Annotated in this window: 13 protein-coding genes and 1 pseudogene; 1 reads left to right on the top strand and 13 read right to left on the bottom strand. The window is 74.1% G+C overall.

Features of this window, described 5'->3' with window-relative positions; translation table 11 throughout:
* Window positions 1-49: 49 nt before the first annotated feature.
* The 4 genes from SA2016_RS07680 to SA2016_RS07665 all read right to left on the bottom strand — a co-directional run bounded on the left by SA2016_RS07680 (window position 50) and on the right by SA2016_RS07665 (window position 4,276).
* Entirely contained in the window at window positions 50-547 is a 498-nt protein-coding gene (locus tag SA2016_RS07680) for a GNAT family N-acetyltransferase (protein ID WP_066497088.1), read from the bottom strand.
* Complete coding sequence (locus SA2016_RS07675; protein WP_066497087.1) at window positions 544-1,434, bottom strand: inositol monophosphatase family protein; 891 nt, start codon at window positions 1,432-1,434, stop codon at window positions 544-546. Before SA2016_RS07675 ends, SA2016_RS07680 begins: the two co-directional genes overlap by 4 nt.
* Window positions 1,431-3,734 carry an NAD-dependent DNA ligase LigA gene (ligA, locus tag SA2016_RS07670; protein WP_066497085.1) on the bottom strand — a complete coding sequence of 768 codons (2,304 nt, stop codon included), beginning with the start codon at window positions 3,732-3,734 and terminating at the stop codon, window positions 1,431-1,433. Before ligA ends, SA2016_RS07675 begins: the two co-directional genes overlap by 4 nt.
* Window positions 3,735-3,991: 257 nt before the next feature.
* Entirely contained in the window at window positions 3,992-4,276 is a 285-nt protein-coding gene (locus SA2016_RS07665) for a WXG100 family type VII secretion target (RefSeq protein ID WP_066497083.1), read from the bottom strand.
* Window positions 4,277-4,526: 250 nt separating this feature from the next.
* Here SA2016_RS07665 and SA2016_RS07660 point away from each other — a divergent pair, with 250 nt between their 5' ends.
* Entirely contained in the window at window positions 4,527-6,419 is a 1,893-nt protein-coding gene (locus SA2016_RS07660; protein ID WP_084249396.1) for an HNH endonuclease, read from the top strand.
* 26 nt (window positions 6,420-6,445) lie between these two features.
* Here SA2016_RS07660 and SA2016_RS07655 read toward each other — a convergent pair whose 3' ends face one another.
* From SA2016_RS07655 to SA2016_RS07620, 9 genes and pseudogenes are all read right to left on the bottom strand, one after another.
* Window positions 6,446-10,972 carry a type VII secretion EssC family protein gene (locus tag SA2016_RS07655; protein ID WP_066497079.1) on the bottom strand — a complete coding sequence of 1,509 codons (4,527 nt, stop codon included), beginning with the start codon at window positions 10,970-10,972 and terminating at the stop codon, window positions 6,446-6,448.
* Complete coding sequence (locus SA2016_RS07650; protein ID WP_066497078.1) at window positions 10,973-11,743, bottom strand: hypothetical protein; 771 nt, start codon at window positions 11,741-11,743, stop codon at window positions 10,973-10,975.
* Window positions 11,744-11,831: 88 nt separating this feature from the next.
* Window positions 11,832-13,586 carry a serine/threonine-protein kinase gene (locus SA2016_RS07645; protein WP_066497077.1) on the bottom strand — a complete coding sequence of 585 codons (1,755 nt, stop codon included), beginning with the start codon at window positions 13,584-13,586 and terminating at the stop codon, window positions 11,832-11,834.
* Window positions 13,583-15,457, bottom strand: coding sequence for an FHA domain-containing protein (locus SA2016_RS07640; RefSeq protein ID WP_141305554.1), 1,875 nt, complete (start codon window positions 15,455-15,457; stop codon window positions 13,583-13,585). The genes SA2016_RS07645 and SA2016_RS07640 overlap by 4 nt, the downstream gene beginning before the upstream one ends.
* Entirely contained in the window at window positions 15,444-16,367 is a 924-nt protein-coding gene (locus tag SA2016_RS07635; RefSeq protein WP_066497075.1) for a PP2C family protein-serine/threonine phosphatase, read from the bottom strand. The genes SA2016_RS07640 and SA2016_RS07635 overlap by 14 nt, the downstream gene beginning before the upstream one ends.
* Window positions 16,364-17,503, bottom strand: coding sequence for an RDD family protein (locus SA2016_RS07630; RefSeq protein ID WP_066497073.1), 1,140 nt, complete (start codon window positions 17,501-17,503; stop codon window positions 16,364-16,366). The genes SA2016_RS07635 and SA2016_RS07630 overlap by 4 nt, the downstream gene beginning before the upstream one ends.
* 84 nt (window positions 17,504-17,587) lie before the next feature.
* Window positions 17,588-17,689: pseudogene (locus tag SA2016_RS22630) on the bottom strand (zinc-ribbon domain-containing protein); the annotation flags it as partial.
* A complete protein-coding gene (locus SA2016_RS07625) occupies window positions 17,686-20,223 on the bottom strand; it encodes a transglutaminase TgpA family protein (RefSeq protein ID WP_229710856.1) in 2,538 nt (845 codons plus the stop codon). The pseudogene SA2016_RS22630 and the gene SA2016_RS07625, both read right to left, overlap by 4 nt.
* Window positions 20,220-21,584, bottom strand: a complete 1,365-nt coding sequence (locus tag SA2016_RS07620; protein WP_084249394.1) for a DUF58 domain-containing protein — start codon at window positions 21,582-21,584, stop codon at window positions 20,220-20,222. The genes SA2016_RS07625 and SA2016_RS07620 overlap by 4 nt, the downstream gene beginning before the upstream one ends.
* Window positions 21,585-21,592 lie beyond the last annotated feature (8 nt).

Below are 21,592 nucleotides of genomic sequence, written 5' to 3'. Positions count from 1 at the left end.
TCCCTGTGAAGGTGGTTAGAAGGTTCGCGATCCAGTCTAGTCGCGGTGGTCAGAGGCGCTTGATGTAGACCGGGAGCATGATGTCGGTCCCCGTGACCGGCCAGTCCCGCTCGGGCGCGCGCTCGTAGCCCAGCCGGGGGTAGAGCGCGTTCGGCGCCTCCCAGCCCTCCCCCGTGGTGAGCACGACGGCGGTCGCGTCCGCCCGCCGGGCCCTCACCTCGACCTCGCGCACCAGGGCCGTGCCCGCCCCGGACCGCTGCACGGCGGGGTCCACCACGAGGAGGCGGAACTCGAACTCCCCGGGCCGGGCGATCTGGTCGAAGCCGTCGCCGTGCGCCATGACGGTCACGGATCCGACGATCCGCTTGTCCCGCTCCGCGACGAGGACCGTGCCCCGTGAGGCGCGGTAGGCCACGTCCGCGATGTGCTGCATGTACGGGTGCTCGGCGCTCTCGAAGTAGCCCGGGCCGAGGTAGGCGGCCTCGGCGATCCTGGCGATCTCCGCGTAGTCCGCCGGGGTCGCCTCGCGGACAATGAGGCCCGTCATCCGATCGGGAAGCGGCCGGAGAATTCGATGCTCCCGGCGCAGGTCCAGGCGGCGAGCCGCTCGTCGTCGTCCGGGCCGCCGAGCAGCGGGCTCGTCAGGACGGGACGGCGCACCCAGCAGCCGGCCTCCTCGGCGATGAGCGCCCCGGCGGCGAAGTCGTGCTCGTTGAGGCCCCGCTCGCCGTAGGCGTCGTGGGTCCCATCCGCGACGAGGCAGAGGTCCAGGGCGGCCGAGCCCAGCCGGCGCATGTCGCCGAAGCCGTCCATGAGCCCGGTGAGGGCCGCGGCCTGCTCAGCCCGGATCGCGGGCTCGTAGGAGAAGCCCGTGGCGAGGATCGCCGACCCGTCGTCGGCCCTGCCCGGGGCGGGTCCGTCGAGGCGGCGGGGCCGCCCGTCGCGGTGGCCCTCGTCGCCGGCGCGTCCGGGGGCGGCGTCGAGCCGCCAGGCGCCGCCTCCGCGGACGGCCCAGTACTCGCGCCCGAGCGCGGGGGCGTTGACGACCCCGGCGAGCCAGTGGCCGTCCTCGTCGGCCACGGCCACGCTCGTGGCGTAGTACACGATGTCGCGGATGAAGTTGGTGGTGCCGTCGAGCGGGTCGATCGACCAGCGGAAGCCGCTGGGCTCCGCCACCCGGCTCGTTCCCTGCTCCTCCCCGGTCACGATGTCGTTCGGACGCTCGGCCGCGAGGACCGAGCGCACGGCCTTCTCCGCGGCGAGGTCGAATTCGGTGACCCAGTCACTGCCGGAGCTCTTCGTCTCGGCGGCGCCCTCGGCGGAGGTGAGCACGCCGTCTGCGCGGCCTGCGAGGACGGCGGCGCCGGCGGCGGCGGCGCTCCGGGCCACGGTCAGGAGGCGCTCGAGGAACTCGGGCGTGTGGGCGTGCGTCACTCGTCGTCCTCCTCGGCCCGCATGACCTGTTCCGGGGTGCCCGCGTCCGCGCCGCCCCCGTCCTCGGCCCCCGCCGGGGCGCCCAGCCCTGCGGCGCCCTCGGCGAGGAGCGTGCGGAAGCCGTCCTCGTCGAGGACCGGCACGCCGAGCTGCTCGGCCTTGTCGAGCTTCGTCCCGGCGCTCTCGCCGGCCACCACGTAGTCGGTCTTCTTGGAGACGCTGCCGGAGGCCTTGCCGCCCCGGATGATGATGGCCTCCTTGGCCTCGTCGCGGCTGAAGCCCTCGAGGCTTCCGGTCACGACGACGGTCAGCCCCTCGAGCGTGCGGCCCACCGAGGCGTCCTGCTCGTCCTCCATCTTCACGCCGGCCGCGGCCCACCGGTCGACGATCTCGCGGTGCCAGTCCTCGGCGAACCACTCGATGAGCGCGTCCGCGATGATGGGGCCCACCCCGTCGACGTCTGCGAGCTGCTCGCGCGCGTCATCCTGGGCGAGGACGGCCCGCAGGGCCGCCATCGACCCGTACCGGGTGGCGAGGGCCCGGGAGGCCGTGGGGCCCACGTGCCGGATCGAGAGCGCCACGAGGACGCGCCACAGCGGCTGGGTCTTGGCCTTCTCGAGTTCGCGGAACAGCTTCTCGGTCGTGGCGGTGGGCTTGGAGGGAGTCTTCGCGGTCGGCTTCGTGTAGAAGTACGGGACGAGCTCCCACTCCCCCGTGCCCACGCCCTTGGAGCGCTTCTCCCGGCGGATCCTCACGTCGCGGAGGTCCTCGGCGGTGAGCTCGAAGATGCCGGCCTCATTCTCCAGGGGCGGCACCTCGGGCTCGGCGGGCTGGGTGAGCGCGATGGCCGCCTCCCACCCAAGGGCCTCGATGTCAAAGGCCCCGCGGCCGGCGAGGTGGAACACGCGCTCACGGAGCTGCGAGGGGCACGAGCGGGCATTGGGGCAGCGGATGTCGACGTCGCCCTCCTTGCCGGGCGCGAGCGGGGTCCCGCACGAGGGGCACGTGGTGGGCATGACGAAGTCGCGCACCGCCGCCTCGTCCCGCAGGGCCAGCACGGGGCCGACGATCTCGGGGATGACGTCCCCGGCCTTGCGCAGCACCACGGTGTCGCCGATCTTGACGCCCTTGGCGCGCACCACGTCCTGGTTGTGCAGGGTCGCCATCGACACCGTGGAGCCCGCGACCTTCACGGGCTCCATGACCCCGTAGGGGGTGACGCGTCCGGTGCGGCCCACGTTCACCTGGATGTCGAGGAGCTGGGTGTGGACCTCCTCCGGCGGGTACTTGAATGCCACGGCCCAGCGCGGCACGCGCGAGGTGTGGCCGAGGGCCCGCTGGGTGGCGAAGTCGTCGACCTTGACCACGATGCCGTCGATCTCGTGGATGAGGCTGTGCCGCTTCTCGCCGAACCGCTCGATGAAGGCCAGGACCTCCTCGTAGGTGTCCAGGACCTCGTAGTACGGGCTCGTGGGCAGCCCCCAGGCCTTGAGCAGGTCGTAGGTCTCGGACTGGCTGGCCGTGCTCAGGCCCGCGCGGGCGCCGATGCCGTGGACGAACATGCTCAGCGGCCGCTTGGCGGTCTCGGCGGGGTCCTTCTGGCGCAGCGACCCGGCGGCCGCGTTGCGCGGGTTGGCGAGCGGGGCCTTGCCCTCGGCGATGAGCGCCTCGTTGAACTCGTTGAAGGCCTTGGTGGGGATGTAGACCTCGCCGCGGATCTCGACCTCTTCGGGGTGCCCCTCGCCCTCGAGCCGGGTGGGGATGTCCTTGATAGTCAGGACGTTGTGCGTGACGTCCTCGCCCGTGCGGCCGTCGCCGCGGGTCGCGGCCCGGACCAGCTCGCCGTTGCGGTAGAGGAGGTTGACGGCCAGGCCGTCGATCTTGAGCTCCGTGAGCCATGCCGCCGCGGGGAAGCCCGCCGCCGCGACGCTGGCCTCGGCACGCCGGACCCACGCCTCGAGCTCGTCGAGGGAGAAGACGTCCTCGAGGCTGTACATGCGGGCCAGGTGCTCTACGGGGGCGAAGGCCGCCGTGACCTCCCCGCCGACCTCCTGGGTGGGCGAGTCGTTCGCGATGAGCTCAGGGTGGAGCGCCTCGAACTCCTCGAGCCGACGGTAGAGCGCGTCGTACTCGGCGTCCGAGATCTCCGGCGCGTCCTGGTTGTAGTAGAGGGCGCGGTGGTGCCGGACCTCGTCCGCGAGGGCGTCGTACTCCTCGCGCAGCGACTCGGACGGGACGATCGCTTCGCCGACCGCTTCTTCGGTGCTCGCTGTCTGGGTGCTCGCTGCTTCTGGGCTCACGCTGTCTATCTTGCCCCATGGCCCCGACCCGCCCCCGGTTTCGGGTACGCATCTCGACGGCTCTGGGGCCTTCCGGGTACGAGCGCCTGTACCCGAAACGCGAAAAGGGCGACGAGATGCGTACCCGAAACGGTCAGCCGGGGGGAGACGCAGGAGAGGCCCCACGGCTGGTGCCGTGGGGCCTCCCCCGGTCAGCGCCCGGTCGGCGCCCGGTCAGCGCCCGGTGAGCGCGGCGGCACGGGGGCCGCGGTGGGCTGCTAGTGCAGGCTGCTGGAGGTCTGCTCCTGGGCCGTGGCGTTGGTGTTCATGGTGCGCGAGGCGTCGCGCAGCTGCTCGACGAGCTTGGCCAGGGACTTCATGCCCGTGGCCTGCCACTCGCCCTTGAACTGCTCGGCGTCGCGGCCGGCCCAGTTGGCCGGGATGTTGTTGTTGATCAGCGCATTGAGGTTGTTCTTGATCTGGTCCACCTCGTTGGCCTTCGCATCGAACTGCTTCGCGACACCGCGGAGCTCGGCAACGTTGGCGCCCTGCTGAATAGCCATGATCTTTCCTTTCGATACGTCCCCGGCGTGTCCAGGAATCCCGCCCACGACCCACCCTCGGATCCCTCGTCCAGAGGCGGCCATTGCGTTCATAGACCAACCTATCCGCCTGCCGCCAGGGCCACGATGGGGACTCCTCCCCACGCGGCGCCTGTTGCTCCGATGCGGTCCGGAGCGAGAGGTGAAGCGACATTCCCATGATAGGCTCTGCCCTCTTCTATTAATCGAATATATGTTCTATTCTTGATATATGGAGCGAGATGGCCGGTCGGAGTCGGAGGCAGCGGTGCCTCCCGACGACGCCGTGTCGTCCGTCGGGTTCCCGTCCGAGCCGCCGGAGTGGTTGCGGCTGGAGTGGGAGCTGAACGATCTGGCGCGGCCGCAGGGGGTTGACCCGGCCGGGCTCGGGCCAGTGCTCTCGGCAGCGTTCCGGCGCGTCCCGGACAAGGACCTCGCCGTGTCCGTACGGGGAGGGGTGGACGCGGCACTGTTCGCTTCTGTGGATGCGGGACTGTTCGCGGACCCGGAAGAGCTCGAGGTCTTCCCCGCCCCGGTGGTGCGGGCAGAACTGCGCGAGGTGGCCGCTGCCGGGCTCGTACGCCGCCTGGTCCGCCTCGAACAGGTCGAGGCCGCACGCCTGGCCGAGCAGGCCGCGGTTCTTGGCGCCCTCGTCGACCTCTGCGCCGGTGACGGCACCGATCCCTTCCGAACGGCGGAGGCGGCCTCGATCGCGGCCTCGGAGGTCTCGGCGGCCCTGAAAGTCTCCGCCCGCACCGCCAAAGGCCTTGTCGCCGAGGCCCTGTCCCTGACCGACCCGGCCGCGGCCCCCATCCTGGCGGCGCTCGCCGGCGGGCGGCTCTCCCGCCGCCGGGCCAAGGCGGTCCTGGACGCGGCCGTCCCCGTGCCCCCGGAACGCCTGCCGGCATTCCTGGCCGCCGCCGTCGAGGCCGCCTGCCCCTCCGACCCCGACCGGATACCGTCCCCGGCCGCCCTCACCCGTCGGCTGCGCCGCCTCGTCGAGGACCACGCTGACGAGCCGCTGACCGCTCGCAAGGCCCACGCCGCCGCCGGCCGCCGCGTCGACCTCGACCCGGCCCCCGACGGGATGTGCTGGCTCACCGCGTACCTGCCCCTCGAACACGGGGCCGCGATCGACACCCGCCTCGAGGCCATCGCCCGCTCCCTCCAGGCCCCCGACGAGGCCCGCACCCTCGCACAGCTGCGCGCCGACGCCTTCGCCGACCTCCTGACCGCCAGCACCACGGTCCCGACCGGCACCGCGGTCCCGGCCGGCACCGCGGTCCCGGCCGGCACCGCGGTCCCAGGCGGGACCACTGGCGCCGGCGACACGGCACCCGCCGCCGGGCGCCCGAGGGCCGCCACGGCGGCGGAGCCGGCCATCCCCGGCGCGTCAGCCAAGTCAGCCGGGTCAGCCAAGTCAGCCGGGTCAGCCACGTCGGCCGGGTCAGTCAGGCCCGCTGGCCCTGCGGGGTCCGGGGTGCGGTGCGAGGTCGTCCTCGTCCTGCCCGCCGCGACCGCAGCCGGGACCTCCGAGACCCCGGCCGAACTCCTCGGCTACGGCCCCGTCGACCCCGCAGCGGCCCGGCTCCTCGCCTCCGAGGCCGCCACCTGGACGAGGCTGTGGGCCGACCCCGCCACGGGCGCGCCCCTGGCCATCGGCCGCGCCCGTTACACCCCGACCGCCGCGATGCGCCGCTACCTCGGCGCCCGCGATGCCACCTGCCGCTTTCCCGGCTGCGACCGCCCCGCCCCCACCACCGAGGCCGACCACACCACCGAGTGGCACGCCGGTGGCCACACCGCTGCAGACAACCTCGCCCTTCTCTGCCGCGAACACCACCGTCTCAAGACCCGCGGCCACTGGACCCTCCGCCAAGCGGCCACCACCCAGCCCATCCCGCCCACCCAGAGCCGCAACGCCCCACCCAGCCCACCGGCACCGAGCCCCACGGCACCCGAACCCACGGCACCCAATCCACCGGTAACCAGCCCACCGGGAGCCTTCACACCGCCGGGCACCCTCCACTGGACCTCACCAGCGGGACTGGCCTACACCACCTACCCCCACCACGACCCGCCCCGCCCTTCTAGGAAAGGGCAGGGCTGGACGACGCAGGGCTGACGTCTGGGACTGATGTCCTGGAGCACTCAGCCGGCGGCGAGGTCCTCGAAGGCGGCCTGCACCTTGTACGCCCGTCCCCGCGCCACGTAGAAGCCCCGTCCGGGCACGTACCGGGGATTGCGGATGCGCCCCAGGGACGTGTTCAGCAGCGAGTCGCCGTCCATCTCCGCGGGATTGAGCAGCAGGCCGCGGCGGCCGTTCTTGAACGGCTGGGACAGGCTCCAGGCCGAGCCCCAGCCCGCGGTCTCCGACTCCCCCACGATCCACAGGCCCTCGCGGTCCATGGCCGTGATGAGGCCCGAGAGCCCGCTCTCGGCAAGAGTCGAGTCGAAGTCGGGCAGGCCCTCGACGAAGAGCGCGAATTCCCGCACCCCCACGTCGAGCTGGAGCTCGTCGACGGCGGCCGCCACGGCGTCCTCTCCCGTGAAGCTCGCGTCCCACAGCGGAAGGTTCGCCAGGGCAGACCTCCGGGCACCGAGGTAGACCCTGCGGACGCCGGGCCGCGCCCGCCGCAGCCCGGCGGCGAGGGCCGCGAGCGCCGTCGTGCGCCCGGATCCGGGCGGCCCGGTGAGCATGAAGGCCCCCGACGGGTCGACGTAGAGCGGCTCGAGGGTCGAGTCCTCGAGGCCGAGCGCCACCCGTCCGGAGTCGGTCGGCAGCGCCTGCCCGGTGACGAGGTCCGGCAGCGTGCGCACGGGCGGGGCCTCGGGGACGCCCTGGCGCCGCATCGCCTCGGCGAGCCGGGTGATCTCGCGCGCCTGCAGCGCCACGTTCGCGTTCCCGCCGAGCACCCCGAGCTGCACCTCGAGGCCGTCCACCACGCCGCGTCCAGGCGGCGACTGCGGCGTGACCACGTCCTTGGGCTGGCCGAACATCATGTAGTCGTCCTCGCCCGTCATGCGCAGGATGATGCGCTTCTGCACGCTCGAGGCGATCGAGGCGGGAATCGAGTTGGTCCGGTCCCCGGTCATGACGAGGTGCACGCCGACCGCGCGCCCGTCGGAGGCGAGCTGCGTGAGCAGGTCAAATACCGCGCTCTCGGAGCTGTACTCGTACTGCTCGCGGAACGCCCCCATCCCGTCGATGAGGACGATGATGCGGGGCTCGTCGGGGCGGCCGGCGAGGCGCCGGTACTCGCCGATGCTGCCGGCCCGGGCGGCGGCGTACCGCTCGGAACGCTCGTCGACGAGTCCTGACAGGTGGCGCATGAGCCGGCCGATGCGCTCGGCGTCGTCCGCGTCGATCACGGCGCCCACGTGCGGGAGCGCCTCGAGCATGTGCAGGCCGCGCGAGCCCGCATCGATGCCGTAGACCTGCACGGGGCCGCCGCGCATCGTGATGGCCGCGGCGACCGCGACCGTGCGCAGCGCGGCGGACTTCCCCGACCCTCCGGTGCCGTAGACGGCCATGTTCCCGTCCCGGTCCGGCTCGTAGAAGAAGGTCGGCTGGCTCTGGTGCGCGGGATCGTCCACGACACCGAGCAGGAGCCGCTCGTCCGTGCGCGGATTGGGCAGCCGCGCCACATCGTAGGTCTGGGGCAGCTCGGCGAGCCACGGCTTGCGCGGCATCTCGAGCCCGATCCGGTCTGCCGCGGTCGAGATGGTGCGCACCATGCGCGCGATGTCGTTGGGCCCCTCGGCCTCGGGCTCGGCGTCCACGAGGTCCGCGGGCCGCTCCCAGGCCGCGCCGGTGCCGAAGTCCATCTCGGCGATGTCGATGCGGGGCAGCGCGGGCCGCTCCGTGGTCCATCCGGAGGCGTACCCGGTCTGGAAGCCCTGGATGCGCCCGGGGCCGGTCTTGGCGGCGCCGCGGCCGGGGATGCCCGGGTCGAAGTAGGCCGCGGTCTTCTCCCCCAGGATGTCCTCGGAGTCGGCCTCGTCCGCCATCCGCAGCGCGATGCGCAGGTTCGTGTTGGCGCGCAGGCTGTCCTTGATGACGCCGGCGGGCCGCTGCGTCGCGAGGATCAGGTGCAGCCCGAGGGACCGGCCGCGGGCGGCGACGTCCACGACCCCGTCGACGAACTCGGGGACCTCGGTGGCGAGCGCGGCGAACTCGTCCACCACGATCACGAGGTACGGCGGGGTGTCCGGGTCCGCGGCGCGCTCCATCGCGAGGAGGTCCTTGGCCTTCTTCCGGTTGAACAGGTGCTCGCGGTAGTGCAGCTCGGCGCGCAGCGAGGTGAGCGCGCGGCGCACGAGGTGGGGCGAGAGGTCGGTCACGAGCCCCACCGTGTGGGGCAGGCTGACGCAGTCGGCGAAGGCGGCGCCGCCCTTGTAGTCCACGAACAGGAACGTCACGCGGTCGGGGCTGTAGGCGTTGGCCATGCCGAGCACCCACGACTGCAGGAACTCGGACTTGCCCGCGCCCGTCGTGCCGCCCACCAGGGCGTGCGGGCCCTCGTTCTTCAGGTCGAGGAAGAACTGCTCCACGCCCTTCGAGCCCACGAGCGCGCGCAGGGTGCCCTTCGCCTTCGGATTGGCCACGGCCGAGGCGCGCACCGAGTTGGACTGCTGCCAGCGCTCGGCGACCGTGCCGGCGTCGTCCGCGATCTCCGCCCCGGCCAGCGTCACGTAGGAGACGCTGCGCGGGAGGTCGGAGTCGTCGTCGACCGGCTTGCCGACGTCCACGATCGGGGTGAGCATCCTGCCGAGCTGGACGGCGAGCGCCTCGTCGACGCTCTCGCAGCTGACCGGGTAGGTGTGCCGCCCGAGGCGGACCTGGCCGCTCGTGGCCCCGTGCTCGCCGTCGACCACGATGAAGTCGCGGCAGCACTGCGGCAGCTGCTCGGCGCCGGCCGCCACCCACACGACGTGGATGCCCACGTCGGGGCCGAGTTCGGCGATGCGCGTCAGGCGGCCGCGGTCCACCGGGGCGTCGTCCTCGACGAGGACGACGACGGTCGGCACGATCGGCTCGGACGTCCCGTCGTGCTCCTCCCGCACTGCCCCGCGCCGACCGGCGGGACCGCCCGAGGGGCTGGCCTGCCCATCCGGGCCGGCGGTGCGGACGGCGAGCAGGTCCTCGAGCCGGGTGAGCAGGAGCATCCCCGCCGCCGATCCTGCGGCGAGGTGGTCGCCGGCCAGGGGCGAGTGGGAGGAGCCCACGTGCGGGAGCCACTGGAGCCACTCCCACCGCTCCTTGGACTCGTGCGAGGCCAGCCCCGCGATCACCACCTCCGCGGGCGAGTGCAGTCCGGCGATCTGCAGCAGGATGCCCCGGGCCACGTTCTCGACGAGGCCCCGGGGGCCGGCGACGCCGAGGCCGCCGCCCTGGCGCAGGCTCGCCGTGACCGGCACGGCGTCGAGCACCGCGAAGCGGCCCTGCGCCTCGTGGAGGCGGCGGGTGAACTCGGGCAGCGTCCTGCCCTCGGGCGGGACGGTGACGCTCACGCGGCTGGGCACGGTGCCCAGCCCCAGCCGCACGGTGAGGAACTCGCGGTGCTCGGGGGCGTGGGTCCACAGCAGGGGCCCGAGGCGGTAGATCGACTCCACGGTCTCCGCCACCGAGGGTGCCTCCTGGAGCCGCACGGCCCGCTCGACCGTCTGCAGCTCGGTGATCTGGCGCGCGAATTCCGCGAGCCGCTCCTCGAAGAGCCGGGTCTCCTCGCGGAGCTCGCGCCTGGCGTGGCGCCGGTACTCGAACCACATGCCCACCGCGAACAGCGGCATCATCGCCATGAACACGATGGAGACGACGCTCTGCAGGACCGCGAACATCACGGCGCCCATGAGGATCGGCACGAACAGCATGACGATCGGGAACGGCTGGGTGGTGGGCCGCTGCGGCCCTTCCGGCAGCTCGCGGGCCTGCGGCGGGAACCGCGGCACGACCCGCGGGGAGCGGTTGAACGGCACGAGCGGGGAGGTCTGGGTGCGCCCGGCGCTGTGCCCGAGGCCCACCACGGACACGGTGGAGTCCCCGAGGGTCACGGCGTCCGAGGAGGCCAGCACGGCCTTGGAGACGGTGAGCCCGTCCATGACGAGCCCGTTGGAGGAGTTCAGGTCCGCGATCTCGATCGTCTCGCCCACCGTGATCCGCGCGTGCCGCTTGGACACGAGCGGGTCGGTGAGGACCACGTCGGCACCGGCGCCGCGGCCGATCAGGCTCGCGCCGACCGGGAGGGAGAATTCCCTGCCGGCGTCCGGGCCGGACACCACGCGCAGGGTCGCCGCCGCCGGTCCGCGGTCGACGGCGGGCGCTCCGGCGCCGCTGTCGGCGCCGGCCGCGCCGTGGGCAGCCCCGCGCGGGGCCACCCGTGAGAGCGAGACGGTCGAGCCCTGCCGGAGGCCCGATTCGAGGAAGGTCCCCTCGGGGTCGAGCACGCGGCCAGTCATCCCGCCGGCGAGGACCGACTCCTCGACCCTGAGGGTCAGGCCGGCCAGGGCGCCCGCCTCCGCCCGGGCCGGACCCGCACCCGTGTGCTCGGCGGCCCGCGCCGGATCGGCGAGCCACAGCTCCCGGGCCACGTCGCCGACCGAGGCGAGGCCGTCCACGGTCACGGCCAGGTCCACCGCGGGCTCGGGGTCGCGCCGCAGCGTGAGTCTGATCCGCACCTAGTCCCCCTCCGGCCCGTCCTGCCCGGACGCCGCCGGGCCCCGGGGCGTCTCGGCCTGTGTCTTCAGGAGCACGAGGTCCTCGGCGGTGACGAGGTGGGAGCTCACGGCGTGCTCGACGAGCCGCGCCCGGCGGTTGGTGGCAAGCTTCCCGCCGCCGGCGCGGAGGCCCACCACGCCCACGCGGTCGAGCTTGTCGCACACGTTGTCCAGCTTCCGGTTGAACTTGGTCAGCGCCCACCCGAGCCGCCGGGCCGCCGCCGCGGAGGTGGGGATCGAGCTCAGCCCCGTCCCGTCGCGCCGCAGCATGGGCTCTGCGAGCGCCACGATCACGGCCTTCTGCGAGTCGGTGAAGGTGATGGGGCCGATGGTGGTCTCCCCCGCGGCGCCGCCGTCCTCCTCGGGGCTCGCGTGCTGCCGGAACGCGGGGGTGCGCACGTGCACGGCGAACTCATAGGTCGTGGACCCTGCAGTGAAGATGACGTTGGTGTGCCCGAAGACGAGCGGGATCCGCGCGCCGGGCACCACCCAGGCCTGGAGCCCGCCGCTGACGTCCGCGACTGTTGCCGAGAGCAGCGACCCGACGTTGGAGAGCCACCAGATGCCGTCCACGTGCGAGATCTCGAGGAAGCGCCGGTGCAGGTAGGGATTGTCGTCGACCTCGAGGTCGCCCTCCCTGCCGATCCCGAACACGCCGCCCGGATCGGGCCGGTACAGCTCTCCGCAGAAGTCGACGACGAGGTCGCCGGCCCCTGGTGTTCCCTGGTCCATTCGTGTGTGCTCCGTCTCCCCAGTTCGGACATTCACATGGCTCCCGTGCCGCACCGCGGCGCCGGGCAGTATCACTTGGTGCTCACGGTCACTTGGTGCTCACGCACGCGCTCGGCGCGGAGTCGTCCATCGGCCCCGCCGCGCCGTCGCTGCGCCGCACCACGACGCGCACGCAGGTCTGCCCCGAGGCCTCCTTGGGCACGGTGGCCTTCGTGGCGGTGACCGTGGTGGGCGGCTGCTGGCCCATCAGGCGCAGCACGGTGACGAGGTACGCGTCGCCGGGCTTGGGCTGCGGGTTCTTCCAGGTGAACGTCACCCCCGAGGCGTCCGCCGTGCCCTTCAGGTCGGTGACGTTGGGCACGGCGCCGGAGTCCACGGCGTCGACCGGCGGCGCGCTGTAGGTGGTCTGGTTGGGCGCGGGCCGGTTGGCCAGGCCCGGCGCGAGCACGATCCCGGCACCCACCGCGGCGACGAGGACCACGCCCGCCGCTGACGAGGCCAGCAGCGCACGACGGCGGCGCACCGCGGCGGCGCGTCCCTCGCCGTCGGCGTCGTCCCGGCCGCCGTCCTCGGGCCCCTGCCCCGCCGGCTGCCCCGCCGGCAGGGGGCGTCCCCGCAGGACCGTCGCGTCGCCGCGCAGCACGGTCGAGTCGCCCTCCGGCTCGGCGCCTGCCCCCGGGCCGTGGAGGGATTCCCGGCCGGGCGCCGTGCCGGTCCGCCCGCGCAGGACGGTGTCGTCCCGTCCCGTGGTGGTCTCGCCCGGCGCTGCCTCGCCCGGTGCCCCGGCGAGGCCCGCGCCCGGGGCGGTGAACGGCGTCGTGCGTCCGGGGGTGCCCGGCACCGTCCGGCCGGGCACGGTCCGGCCCGGTGCCGTCCCCGTGCCCGCGCGGGGGGCGTGGGGGTTGATCGCCACGACGCCCCGCACGCGGGTCTCCTCGTAGGACGAGTCGGGGTCGTCCTCGTCCGAGGGCTCCTCGAGCACCTCGAAGGGCGTCACCGAGAGGCTGAGCTCGTTCTGGATCCGCTGCAGCGCGAGGGCGAACGTGTGGGCCGAGGAGTAGCGGCTCTCGGGTGCCTTGGACATCGCGGTGGCGAGCACGAGCTCGAGCGACTCGGGCACGTCAGCGCGGCCCAGCGGCGGGACCGGCGAGGAGTGGATCCGCTGGACGAGCGCCCGCTGCGAGTTGTCCCCGCCGGGGACGACGAACGGCGAGCGGCCCGCGAGGAGCGTGTACAGGGTCGCGCCGAGGGCCCACACGTCCAGGGCCACGCCGTCGGCCACGCTGCCGCGGAACGACTCCGGGGGCGACCACGGGATCGACATGCCCATGTCCGCGTCCCCGCCGCCCTCCACGGTGCCCGAGATGCCGAAGTCCGTCAGGGCCGGCCGGTTGTAGTCGGTGACGAGGATGTTGGCCGGCTTGATGTCCCGGTGCGCGATCCCGGCCCGGTGGGCGGTCTCGACCGCGGAGGCGACCTGGATGCCGACCGCGAGGACCTCGTCCACGCTGAGCCGCTCGCGGCGGTAGCGGATGTCCAGGCTCGGGCGCGAGCAGTACTCCATCGCGAGGTAGGAGTGGCCGCTGTCGGTGATCTCCGCCTGGTAGATCGTCACGATGTACGGATGCGAGGAGAGCTGGGCCATCAGGTTGGCCTCGGTCTCGAACTGGCGCCGCGCGCTCTCGGTGCGCAGGTCGGAGAGCAGCACCTTCACGGCGACCTTGCGGCGCGGCCTGTCCTGCTCGTACAGGTAGACGTCGGAGAAGCCGCCCGAGCCGAGCAGGCTCAGGTACCTGAAGCCCTTGAGCTCCGGGGGCGGGGCCGGGGGACGCTTCGAGCTCACGGCACCGCCTCGAAGCGCAGGCTCACGCCGTCTCCGAGGTCCGCGACGTCGCCGTCGAGCACGATCGTCATCTCGCCCTGGGCGAGCCTGCGCGGCGCCTGGCCGGCCCGGGCGAGGACCGTGCCGTTGGTCGCCTTGAGGTCGCGGACCATGACGTGCCAACCCTCGAGGCGGACCTCGAGGTGGTTGCGCGAGATGTCCCCCGAGGGGCTCGTGACCGAGACGAGCCGCGGCATTCCGCCGCTGGGCACGCGCGAGACCGAGGGCTGGCGGCCCACCACGAGCGGCTGGACCAGGTCGATGACCTCCCCGGTGGAGAAGACGACGCGGCCCAGGGCGGGACGCGGAACCTGCACCGTCTCGCCGTCGAGGTGCTCCCCGCAGACAGCGCACTGGGGGTACGAGGGCGGGCTCGCATGCCCCTGCGGGCACCGGCGGCCGAGCACCAGCAGGGCGGCGGCCGCCTCGCGGGCCGCGCCCGGCGCGCCGGAGGCGGCGGGTCCCTGGTCGGGTTCCGCGCCCAGCGAGGCCGGGTCGAGCTCGCTGCGCATGACCGTCTCCCCGTCATGGTCGCCGTACAGCTCGGACGTGATGGATCGGCCCTGCGGCCCGGTGCCGGGTCCGGCGCCGTCCCGGGGCGCGTCGGGGTAGTGCATCTCGCTCTGCGCGCGCGGCCTGGGCCGCGGCTGATGCTGCTCCCCCGGCTCGTGCGCCGAGGCGTGGGCGGGGGGCGCCTGCTGCGGCTTCGCCCACGGCACCGCGTCGATGAGGAGGCTCGGCGGACTCCATGCCGCCGGTCCGCGGCCGTTCCCGGTGTCCGACAGCGCGTGGCCGCCGGCGGCGTCCGCCTCGGGGCCCCGGGCGCCCAGTTCCCGGGCGTCGGGTGCACTGGCGTCGGGTTCGGTGGCGCTGGATTCGCCGGCGCTGGATTCCTGGGCGCCCGGTTCGGGGGCACTCGGTTCGGGGGCACTCGGTTCGGGGGCACTCGGTTCGAGGGCGCTGGGTTCGAGGGCGCTGGGCTCCTCGTCCTCCTCGCCGTCGGTCCTCACGGCCGCGTCCTCGACGGAACGGAGCACCGTGGTGCCCCAGAGGTGGTCGTAGTCGCTCGTGGAGGTGGTGGCCTCGGAGGCCTCCTCCGCCACCACGGGGGCCGGCCCCGCGGCCGCCTCGTCGGGCTGTGCTTCATCGGCCGGCGCCTCATGCGCCTGAGCCGGATCGTCCGTCGCGGGGCCTGCCAGCGTGGAGCCCCCCACGGTCGATTCGGGCAGGAGGGTCTCCTCGCTCGCGGCCGCCGGGACAGCCGCAGTCACCGGCGCGGTCACCGGCGCGACGGCGTCCGGCGGGACCACGGCGGCCGGCGAGCTGACGGCGCGAGCCGCCGACGCGGCGTCGTCCGCCTCTGCGGCGGGCATCCCTCGGTCCGCGGCCACGAGCAGGGTGTCCGCAGCGACGACCCCGCCGAGGAGCGGCAGGGCGCCGCGGGGTTCCTCGCCTGCGACGGCGCCGGCGGGCGCACCGGAGACCTCGACCGCGTCCCACGCCTCGAACGCGCGCTCGAGCCAGGTCCCGACCTCGCTGCCGCTGAGCGCCTCGTCCCCCGAGGCCGTCGTCACGGTGGCGCGCACGGCCCCGCGCACGAGGAGGCGCAGCCGGTCGCCGTGCTCCGCCAGGGCGAACGCCGGCATCCGGGCCAGGCCGAAGGCCGACGCGAAGACGTCGAGGAGCGCATAGAGGTCCGCCCCGTCGGCGCCGAGCGCGTCCCAGAGGCGACCGAGGAACTCGTCCGACTGGGCGGCGGGGACGAGGACGGTCAGCTCGCCGCGCGCCAGCAGGGTCCAGCCGCTCCCGGGCCGGTACTCACGCCTCGTCACGGTCACCGCCCGGCTCCGCCTCGGGGCTTGGGGCTCCGGCGGCATCGTCGCCGGCCGGTTCATCGTCGGCAGGCCGCTCGGCACGGTCGCGGTCCAGCGTGTCCTCCTCGGGCGCGAGCCGCGGTGCGGTCTCGCGCAGGCCGAGTTCGTCGGCGGCGTCCTGGGCATCGACGACGATGACCGTGATGTTGTCGCGCCCGCCGGCGTGGATGGCTGCGTCGATGAGCGCCTCCACCGCGTCCTGGGGATGGACGCGGCTCGTGAGCAGGCGCAGGATCTCGCTGTCGCGCAGCTCCGAGGTCAGCCCGTCGGAGCAGACGAGCAGCCGGTCCCCGTCCTCGACGGGCAGGAGCCAGAAGTCCGCCTCGGCGTCCTCGCCCGTGCCGAGGGCCCGCGTGACCACGTGGCGGCGCGGATGCGTGAGCGCCTCCTCGGCCGTGATCTGGCCCGCGTCCACGAGCTCGCGGACCTCGGAGTGGTCCACGCTGATCTGGGCGAACCGGCCGTCCTGGGAGAGCCGGTACGTGCGCGAATCGCCCACGTTGGCCACGAGCCAGTACGGCACCGAGGAGATCTCGATGAGCACCGCTCCGGAGAGGGTGGTCCCCGCGCGGGCGCCCGTGGCATCGCGGATGCGCCAGTCGGCGTCCTGGATCACGTGCTGGATGTCCTGGGCGGTCGCGGCGTGGGTTCCCGGGGCCAGCATGGCGGCCTCGCGCAGCGTCTGCACGCACAGCTGGCTGGCCACCTCGCCCGCCTCGTGGCCGCCCATGCCGTCCGCGACCATGAACACCGGATCCTGGGCGAGGAACGAGTCCTCGTTGAGTTCGCGGCGAAGCCCGCGGTCCGTGCCGAAGCCGACCGTGAGCCGCAGGCGCGGATCAAGATCGGGCGCGTGCGTGTCGGTCACGCGTGTCCCCTTCCGATCGAGAAGAAGCAGTCGCCGAAGCGGACCACGTCGCCCGCATCGACGAGGACGGGCTGGCCGGCGGGAGCCTCGGCGGTCGCACCGTCGGCGCGGACCACGCGGGTGCCGTTGGTCGACTTGCGGTCCTGGACCCACACGCCGCTCGGGTCGCTCCACACCGCCAGGTGCGTCTTGGAGACGCTCTTGCCCGGATCGTCCACCGCGAGGAACTCCTGCACGGTCTCGTCGTCGTAGCCGGCGGGGTTGCGGCCGATGAGGACGGGCCCGCGCAGCGCGATCCGGCGGCCGTCGTTGAAGGTCAGCACCACGTCCGACGCCGAGGGGGCGCCGCCCGCTGCCGGCGCACCGGTCTGCCGGGACGGGGCGAACCGGGTGGCCCCGAGGTCGGCGTCCGGGTCGGCGGCATGCGGCGCAGGGGCGGGGGCGGGGACGGCGCCGGCGGGCGCGGGAGCCGCGGCCGGGGGCACCGCACCCGCGGGCGGGGCGGCCGGAGCGGTGGCCGGGCGCGCCGGCACCTGGGGCTTGGCGGCCGGCGACGCCATCGGGGAGGCGACCTCCTGGACGGAGGGGAGGTCCGCACGGGGCGCGAACGAGGCGGGGCCGTTGATCCCGCCGGTGGTGAGCGGGTCCCGGCCGGCGCGGACGTCGAAGACGAATGTCCTGGCCGCCTTGTCGTGCCAGCCCTGCCGCTTGCTGTTCGGATCGAACATGTTCGAGATGAGGGCAAGGACCACGCCGGCCACGGGGATCAGGCAGATGAGCCCGAAGACGAAGTTCCGCACGAACACCGCGCCCCAGCCGGGCGCGAGGCCCTCGGGGCCGCTCGTGCGCAGCCCCAGCATGGCCTGCCCCGGCGTCTTGCCGGTGCGGGCCTCCCAGGCCCAGCAGAAGATCCACAGGGCGATCCCGAGCACGGTGCCGGTCACCCACCAGACGGCGGCGGCCAGCAGGGCCTGCTCGTCCGAGCTCGTGGGGTACGCGCTCCCCGAGAGCGTCGAGAGGGAGGCGAGGGCGAGGAGGTAGGGCAGGAGCTGGAGGATCCAGGCGAGGCCGAGGTCGATGAGCTTGGCGCCGGCGCGCTTGCCCGTGGAGGCATTGACCAGCTCGAGATTCACCATGGTCCCCGTGTTCCCCTCGTATCCCCCAGTGCGGCCTGCAGGCGTGCGGCCGGACGGCCCGTGGCCTCCAGTGTGGCCCGCTGGCGCCCCGCAGACGGGGCAGAACAGCGCTCCTTGCCGGACCATACTGCCACACGCCGGGCACACCGCTTCGGGCTGCGCGCGGGGCGGCACCGAGGCCGTCATTCAGTCCCTCCCCTGGTCCTGCCCTTGGCTGCCGTGCCGCGCCGGCCCCACAGGCGCCGCAGAGCCGGTGCGCGGTCTGCGCCGCGCGCTCCGGAGCCGCGGGCGGCCAGCGCCGCCCGCGCCTCGAGCAGGAGCGAGCGCGGCGAGAACCTGGCGCGTTGGCGCCGCCAGAACCCGAGCGAGCCGCGCATCGCCTCGATGGAGCTGTCCACGTCGGCCCAGTAGGCGTCGACCTCGTTCTCGCTCGGACGGCCCGCGCCGAAGACGGCGGCGTCCGCGCGGCGGGCGAGCATCGTCGTCGTGCCCGCCGAGTCCGGGAACGCCTCCCCGAGGACCGCCGCGGTCTCGCGCCGGGTCGAACGGGCGTCGAGGCTCGCGCCGAGGTCGGTCGCGAAGTTCGTGTACTCGCGCCAGCCGCCGCTCACCCGCTCCGCCGGATGCTCCGCGGCCAGCCGCCGCCGGCGGCGGCGCAGCTTCAGCCACGCGACGAGCACGAGGGGCAGCGCGAGGACCGCGATCGGGATGAGCCCGATGCCCACGGCGGCGAGGATGGGGCCCAAGATCAGCCAGAAGTTGTCCTTCTTCTGCTCCTGGTCCAGCACGTCGGGCCGCGAGTCCGGTGGCAGCTCGACCGGCGCCTGGGGCGGCGGCGGGGGCTGGAGCACCTGCGGGCGCGGCTTCGACTGGGCCTGCGGGTCGGGCGGGATCGGGACGTTGTTCTTCGGCGGCGTCGGGTCGAAGGCGACCCAGCCGTAGCCCTCGAACGCCACCTCGACCCACGCGTGGACGTCCTTGCCCTTGATGTCGATCTTCGTCCCGGCCGGCTGGGGCTTCTCGGGGTAGAAGCCCATGACGACGCGGGCAGGGATGCCGAGCTGGCGCGCCATGAGCGCCATCGTCACCGAGTACTGCTCGTCGTCGCCGACCATCTGCTTGGCGGTGAGCATGGCCCGCAGCCGCCCCGCGCCGTGCCCGGAGAGGCTGGGCACCTGGCCCTCGGCGATGAGCCCGTTGCTGAACGCGCCGAACTTCTGGAAGTAGGACTCGAGGGTCCGCACCCGCTCGAGCGGCGCCTGGCTGTCCCCCAGGATGTCCCCGGCCTTGGCCTGGAGCACCTGCGGGACGCCGTCGACGGCGGGCAGGCTCACCGGAGCGAACTGGGCCTGGGCCAGCAGCGCGTCGTCGGGCCGCTTGGGCTCGACGACGCGGACCGCATACTCGTCGCCTGCGGCCACGCCGGCCGTGGAGATGGCCGTGTCCGTGAGCGGGTTGAAGTAGAGGCCTTCCGCCGCCGGGCTGTTCTTGTCGTCGAAGGCGATGCCCGTCGTCGTCCGCCCGCCGGGCAGGAAGTAGCCGCGGTAGTCGCGCACGGTGACGTCGAGCGTGTACGGCGTGCTCGCCCCGGAGGGCGGATCCGCGGCCGCAATCGAGGACGCGTCGCCGACCTTGGCGAAGGAGCCCGAGCCGGACTGGTCGACGTTGGCCACGGTGCCGTCGTAGGCATCCAGGGCCGCGAGCCGCACCCGGCCGCCCTGGGGCAGCCCTGAGACGGTGAACAGCACGGAGTCCCGCTGGTCCTTGACGAAGCTGCGGAACCCCGAGAGGGGGCTCACGTAGTTGTGCGGGTCGAAGGGCGGTACCACGCGGTCCCGGAGCACGTCGCGCTGGGCGCCCGCGGTGACGGCGGGGGCGAGGGCCAGCGTCGCCGCGGCGGCCACCGCCACCACGGCGGCGCCGAGGCCCACGCGGCGGAGTCTGGCCGCGCGCGCCGAGCCGGGGTCGGCCACGGTCGTCTCGCCCGAGACGACGCGTGCCGTCCCGACGCGGGCCGCCGACCGGCGGAACGAGGACCACAGGACCCCGGTCACGGCGAAGGCGACGCCTCGCGGCAGGGCGAGGAAGGCCTCGTGCGTGCCGAAGGCGATGCCGACGACGAACAGCACCGTGACCGGGACGAGGGGCCAGTAGGGCCGGCGCAGCCGCCACGCGAGCAGCCCCGCGGCGAGGCAGCACACGAACGCGCTCAGATACGGCACCACGAGCATCCCGGAGGCCGTGCCGAGCGGGGCCGCGACGGTCAGGTTGTCCTTCCAGGAGACGACGATCCCGAGCAGGAGCGTCCGCAGCGAGGCGAGGGTGGGAATGAAGCCGCCCGCGGACTCGTCCGGGGTCGCCACGAGGCCGCCCACCAGGAGGTAGGCGAGGAAGGCCCCCGCCGTGCTCACGAGCCAGCCGGGGCGCAGCGCGGACGAGCCGAATGCGACCGCGAGGCCGAGGGCTGCCCCGGTGAGGCCCGCGACCAGGTAGTGCCGGTCGCCGCCGTAGGCGAGGTGGAAGCCGGCGATGCCGAGCGCCGCGAGCACGAGGATGGCCGCGGCGTCGACCGCGTGCAGCCAGGGGTTCCGGCCGGCCCAGAAGCCCGGCCGCGGGGAGCGGGCAGCAGCGCCGCCGCTCCGCGGACGGCCGCTTCCGCCGCCGCTCTCGGCGCCGCCGGGGGTGGGTCGGCGCGGCCGCAGGCGGGTGGTCTCGCTCATGCCGCCGCCTTCCGCAGCACCGGGCCCAGGTCCTCGAGGGCACCCACCGTGAGCACGGTGAGGTCCGCGATGCCGGCACGCCTGGGGGCGGCCCCGGCCTCGCAGCGCACGGCGAAGGTGCGGATGCCGGGCGGGATGGATGCTGCGGCGGCGCGCAGCTGGGTGGGGGTGACGCCGGTGCCCACCACGAGGAACACGACCGAGGCGTTGGGCACGCTGTCCGCGGTGGAGCGGGCGGCGTCGACCGCCGTCGGGCGCATCGCGGCGCCCTGCAGGCGGGTCAGGTCGTCGAGGTAGTGGCGCGGGCTCTCGGTGCGCAGCGGGCCGCGCTGGGTGAGGGCGCTCAGCTCGCGCTGCTCCGCGAGGGCCTGCCGGCCGATCGAGCCGGCCACCGAGACGGCGAGCTCGAAGTCGTCCTCGGTGCCGTACTCCGCAAGGTTCGCGGACAGGCACACCGCGAGGTGGGCCCGGCGCGTCTCCTCGAACTGGCGCACCATGAGCGTGCCCGTGCGGGCCGTCGTCTTCCAGTGGATGTGGCGGCGGTCGTCACCGGGGATGTACTCGCGCAGCGCGTGGAAGGACACGTCCGAGGTGGCGAGCTCGCTGGTCGGCATCCCCTCGAGGTCCCGGATGAAGCCGGCCGCCGAGGTCCCGAGCACGGCGGTGCGGGGGTGCACGTACAGGTCCTGCGGCTCGGTCCAGACCACCTGGCGGCGCAGGAGCCCGATCGGGTCGGCCCGGACGGAGCGGACCGGCCCGACCACGATCACGGCGCGCCGCTCGGTGGGAATCGTGAACAGGTCCTCGTGCGGGACGCCGGGGCGCATGCGCGGAAGGTGGAACACGGCCGTGGCCGCGCCGACGGGCAGCTCGAGGAGCGACGGCGCCACGGGACGCGAGGACGTGGTGACCACCTCGATGCCGCCCACCGCGCTCTCCCCCACGGCCACGCGGGTGCGGGCGAGGTCCAGGTCTACGGCATACGAGGCGCGGCCCAGCACGAACACAATCGAGAGGACGAACAGGCTCGCCGCGAGCAGCGCCGCGGCGGTCGCCTCCTGCCAGCCCCAGGCGGCCCCGGCAAGGGCCAGCAGCACGGCAGCGAGCGCAACCGCCCAGCCGAGCGGGCTCACCACCGACAGCGTCGGGTGCAGGCGGCTCCGGTACGCCGCGCCGGCGCGGGCCAGCGTCGGCGCCGCGTAGGAGCGGCCGAGGCCCGCCGCCTCCAGCCAGAGCGAGGCGGGGTGCAGGCGCGGCCGGGAGGACGCGTCGGTCTCGGGCGCCGGACGGCTCCCGCTGCGTCCGGGAAGACGGCGGACGACGGCGTCCCGCGCCGCCGCGAACGGGTTGCGGGTGGGCATCGCCGGGC

The organism is Sinomonas atrocyanea (genome assembly GCF_001577305.1).
Lineage (GTDB): Bacteria > Actinomycetota > Actinomycetes > Actinomycetales > Micrococcaceae > Sinomonas > Sinomonas atrocyanea.
The sequence above is the reverse complement of the archived record's forward strand: the minus strand, read 5'-3'. Positions and strand labels throughout refer to the sequence as shown.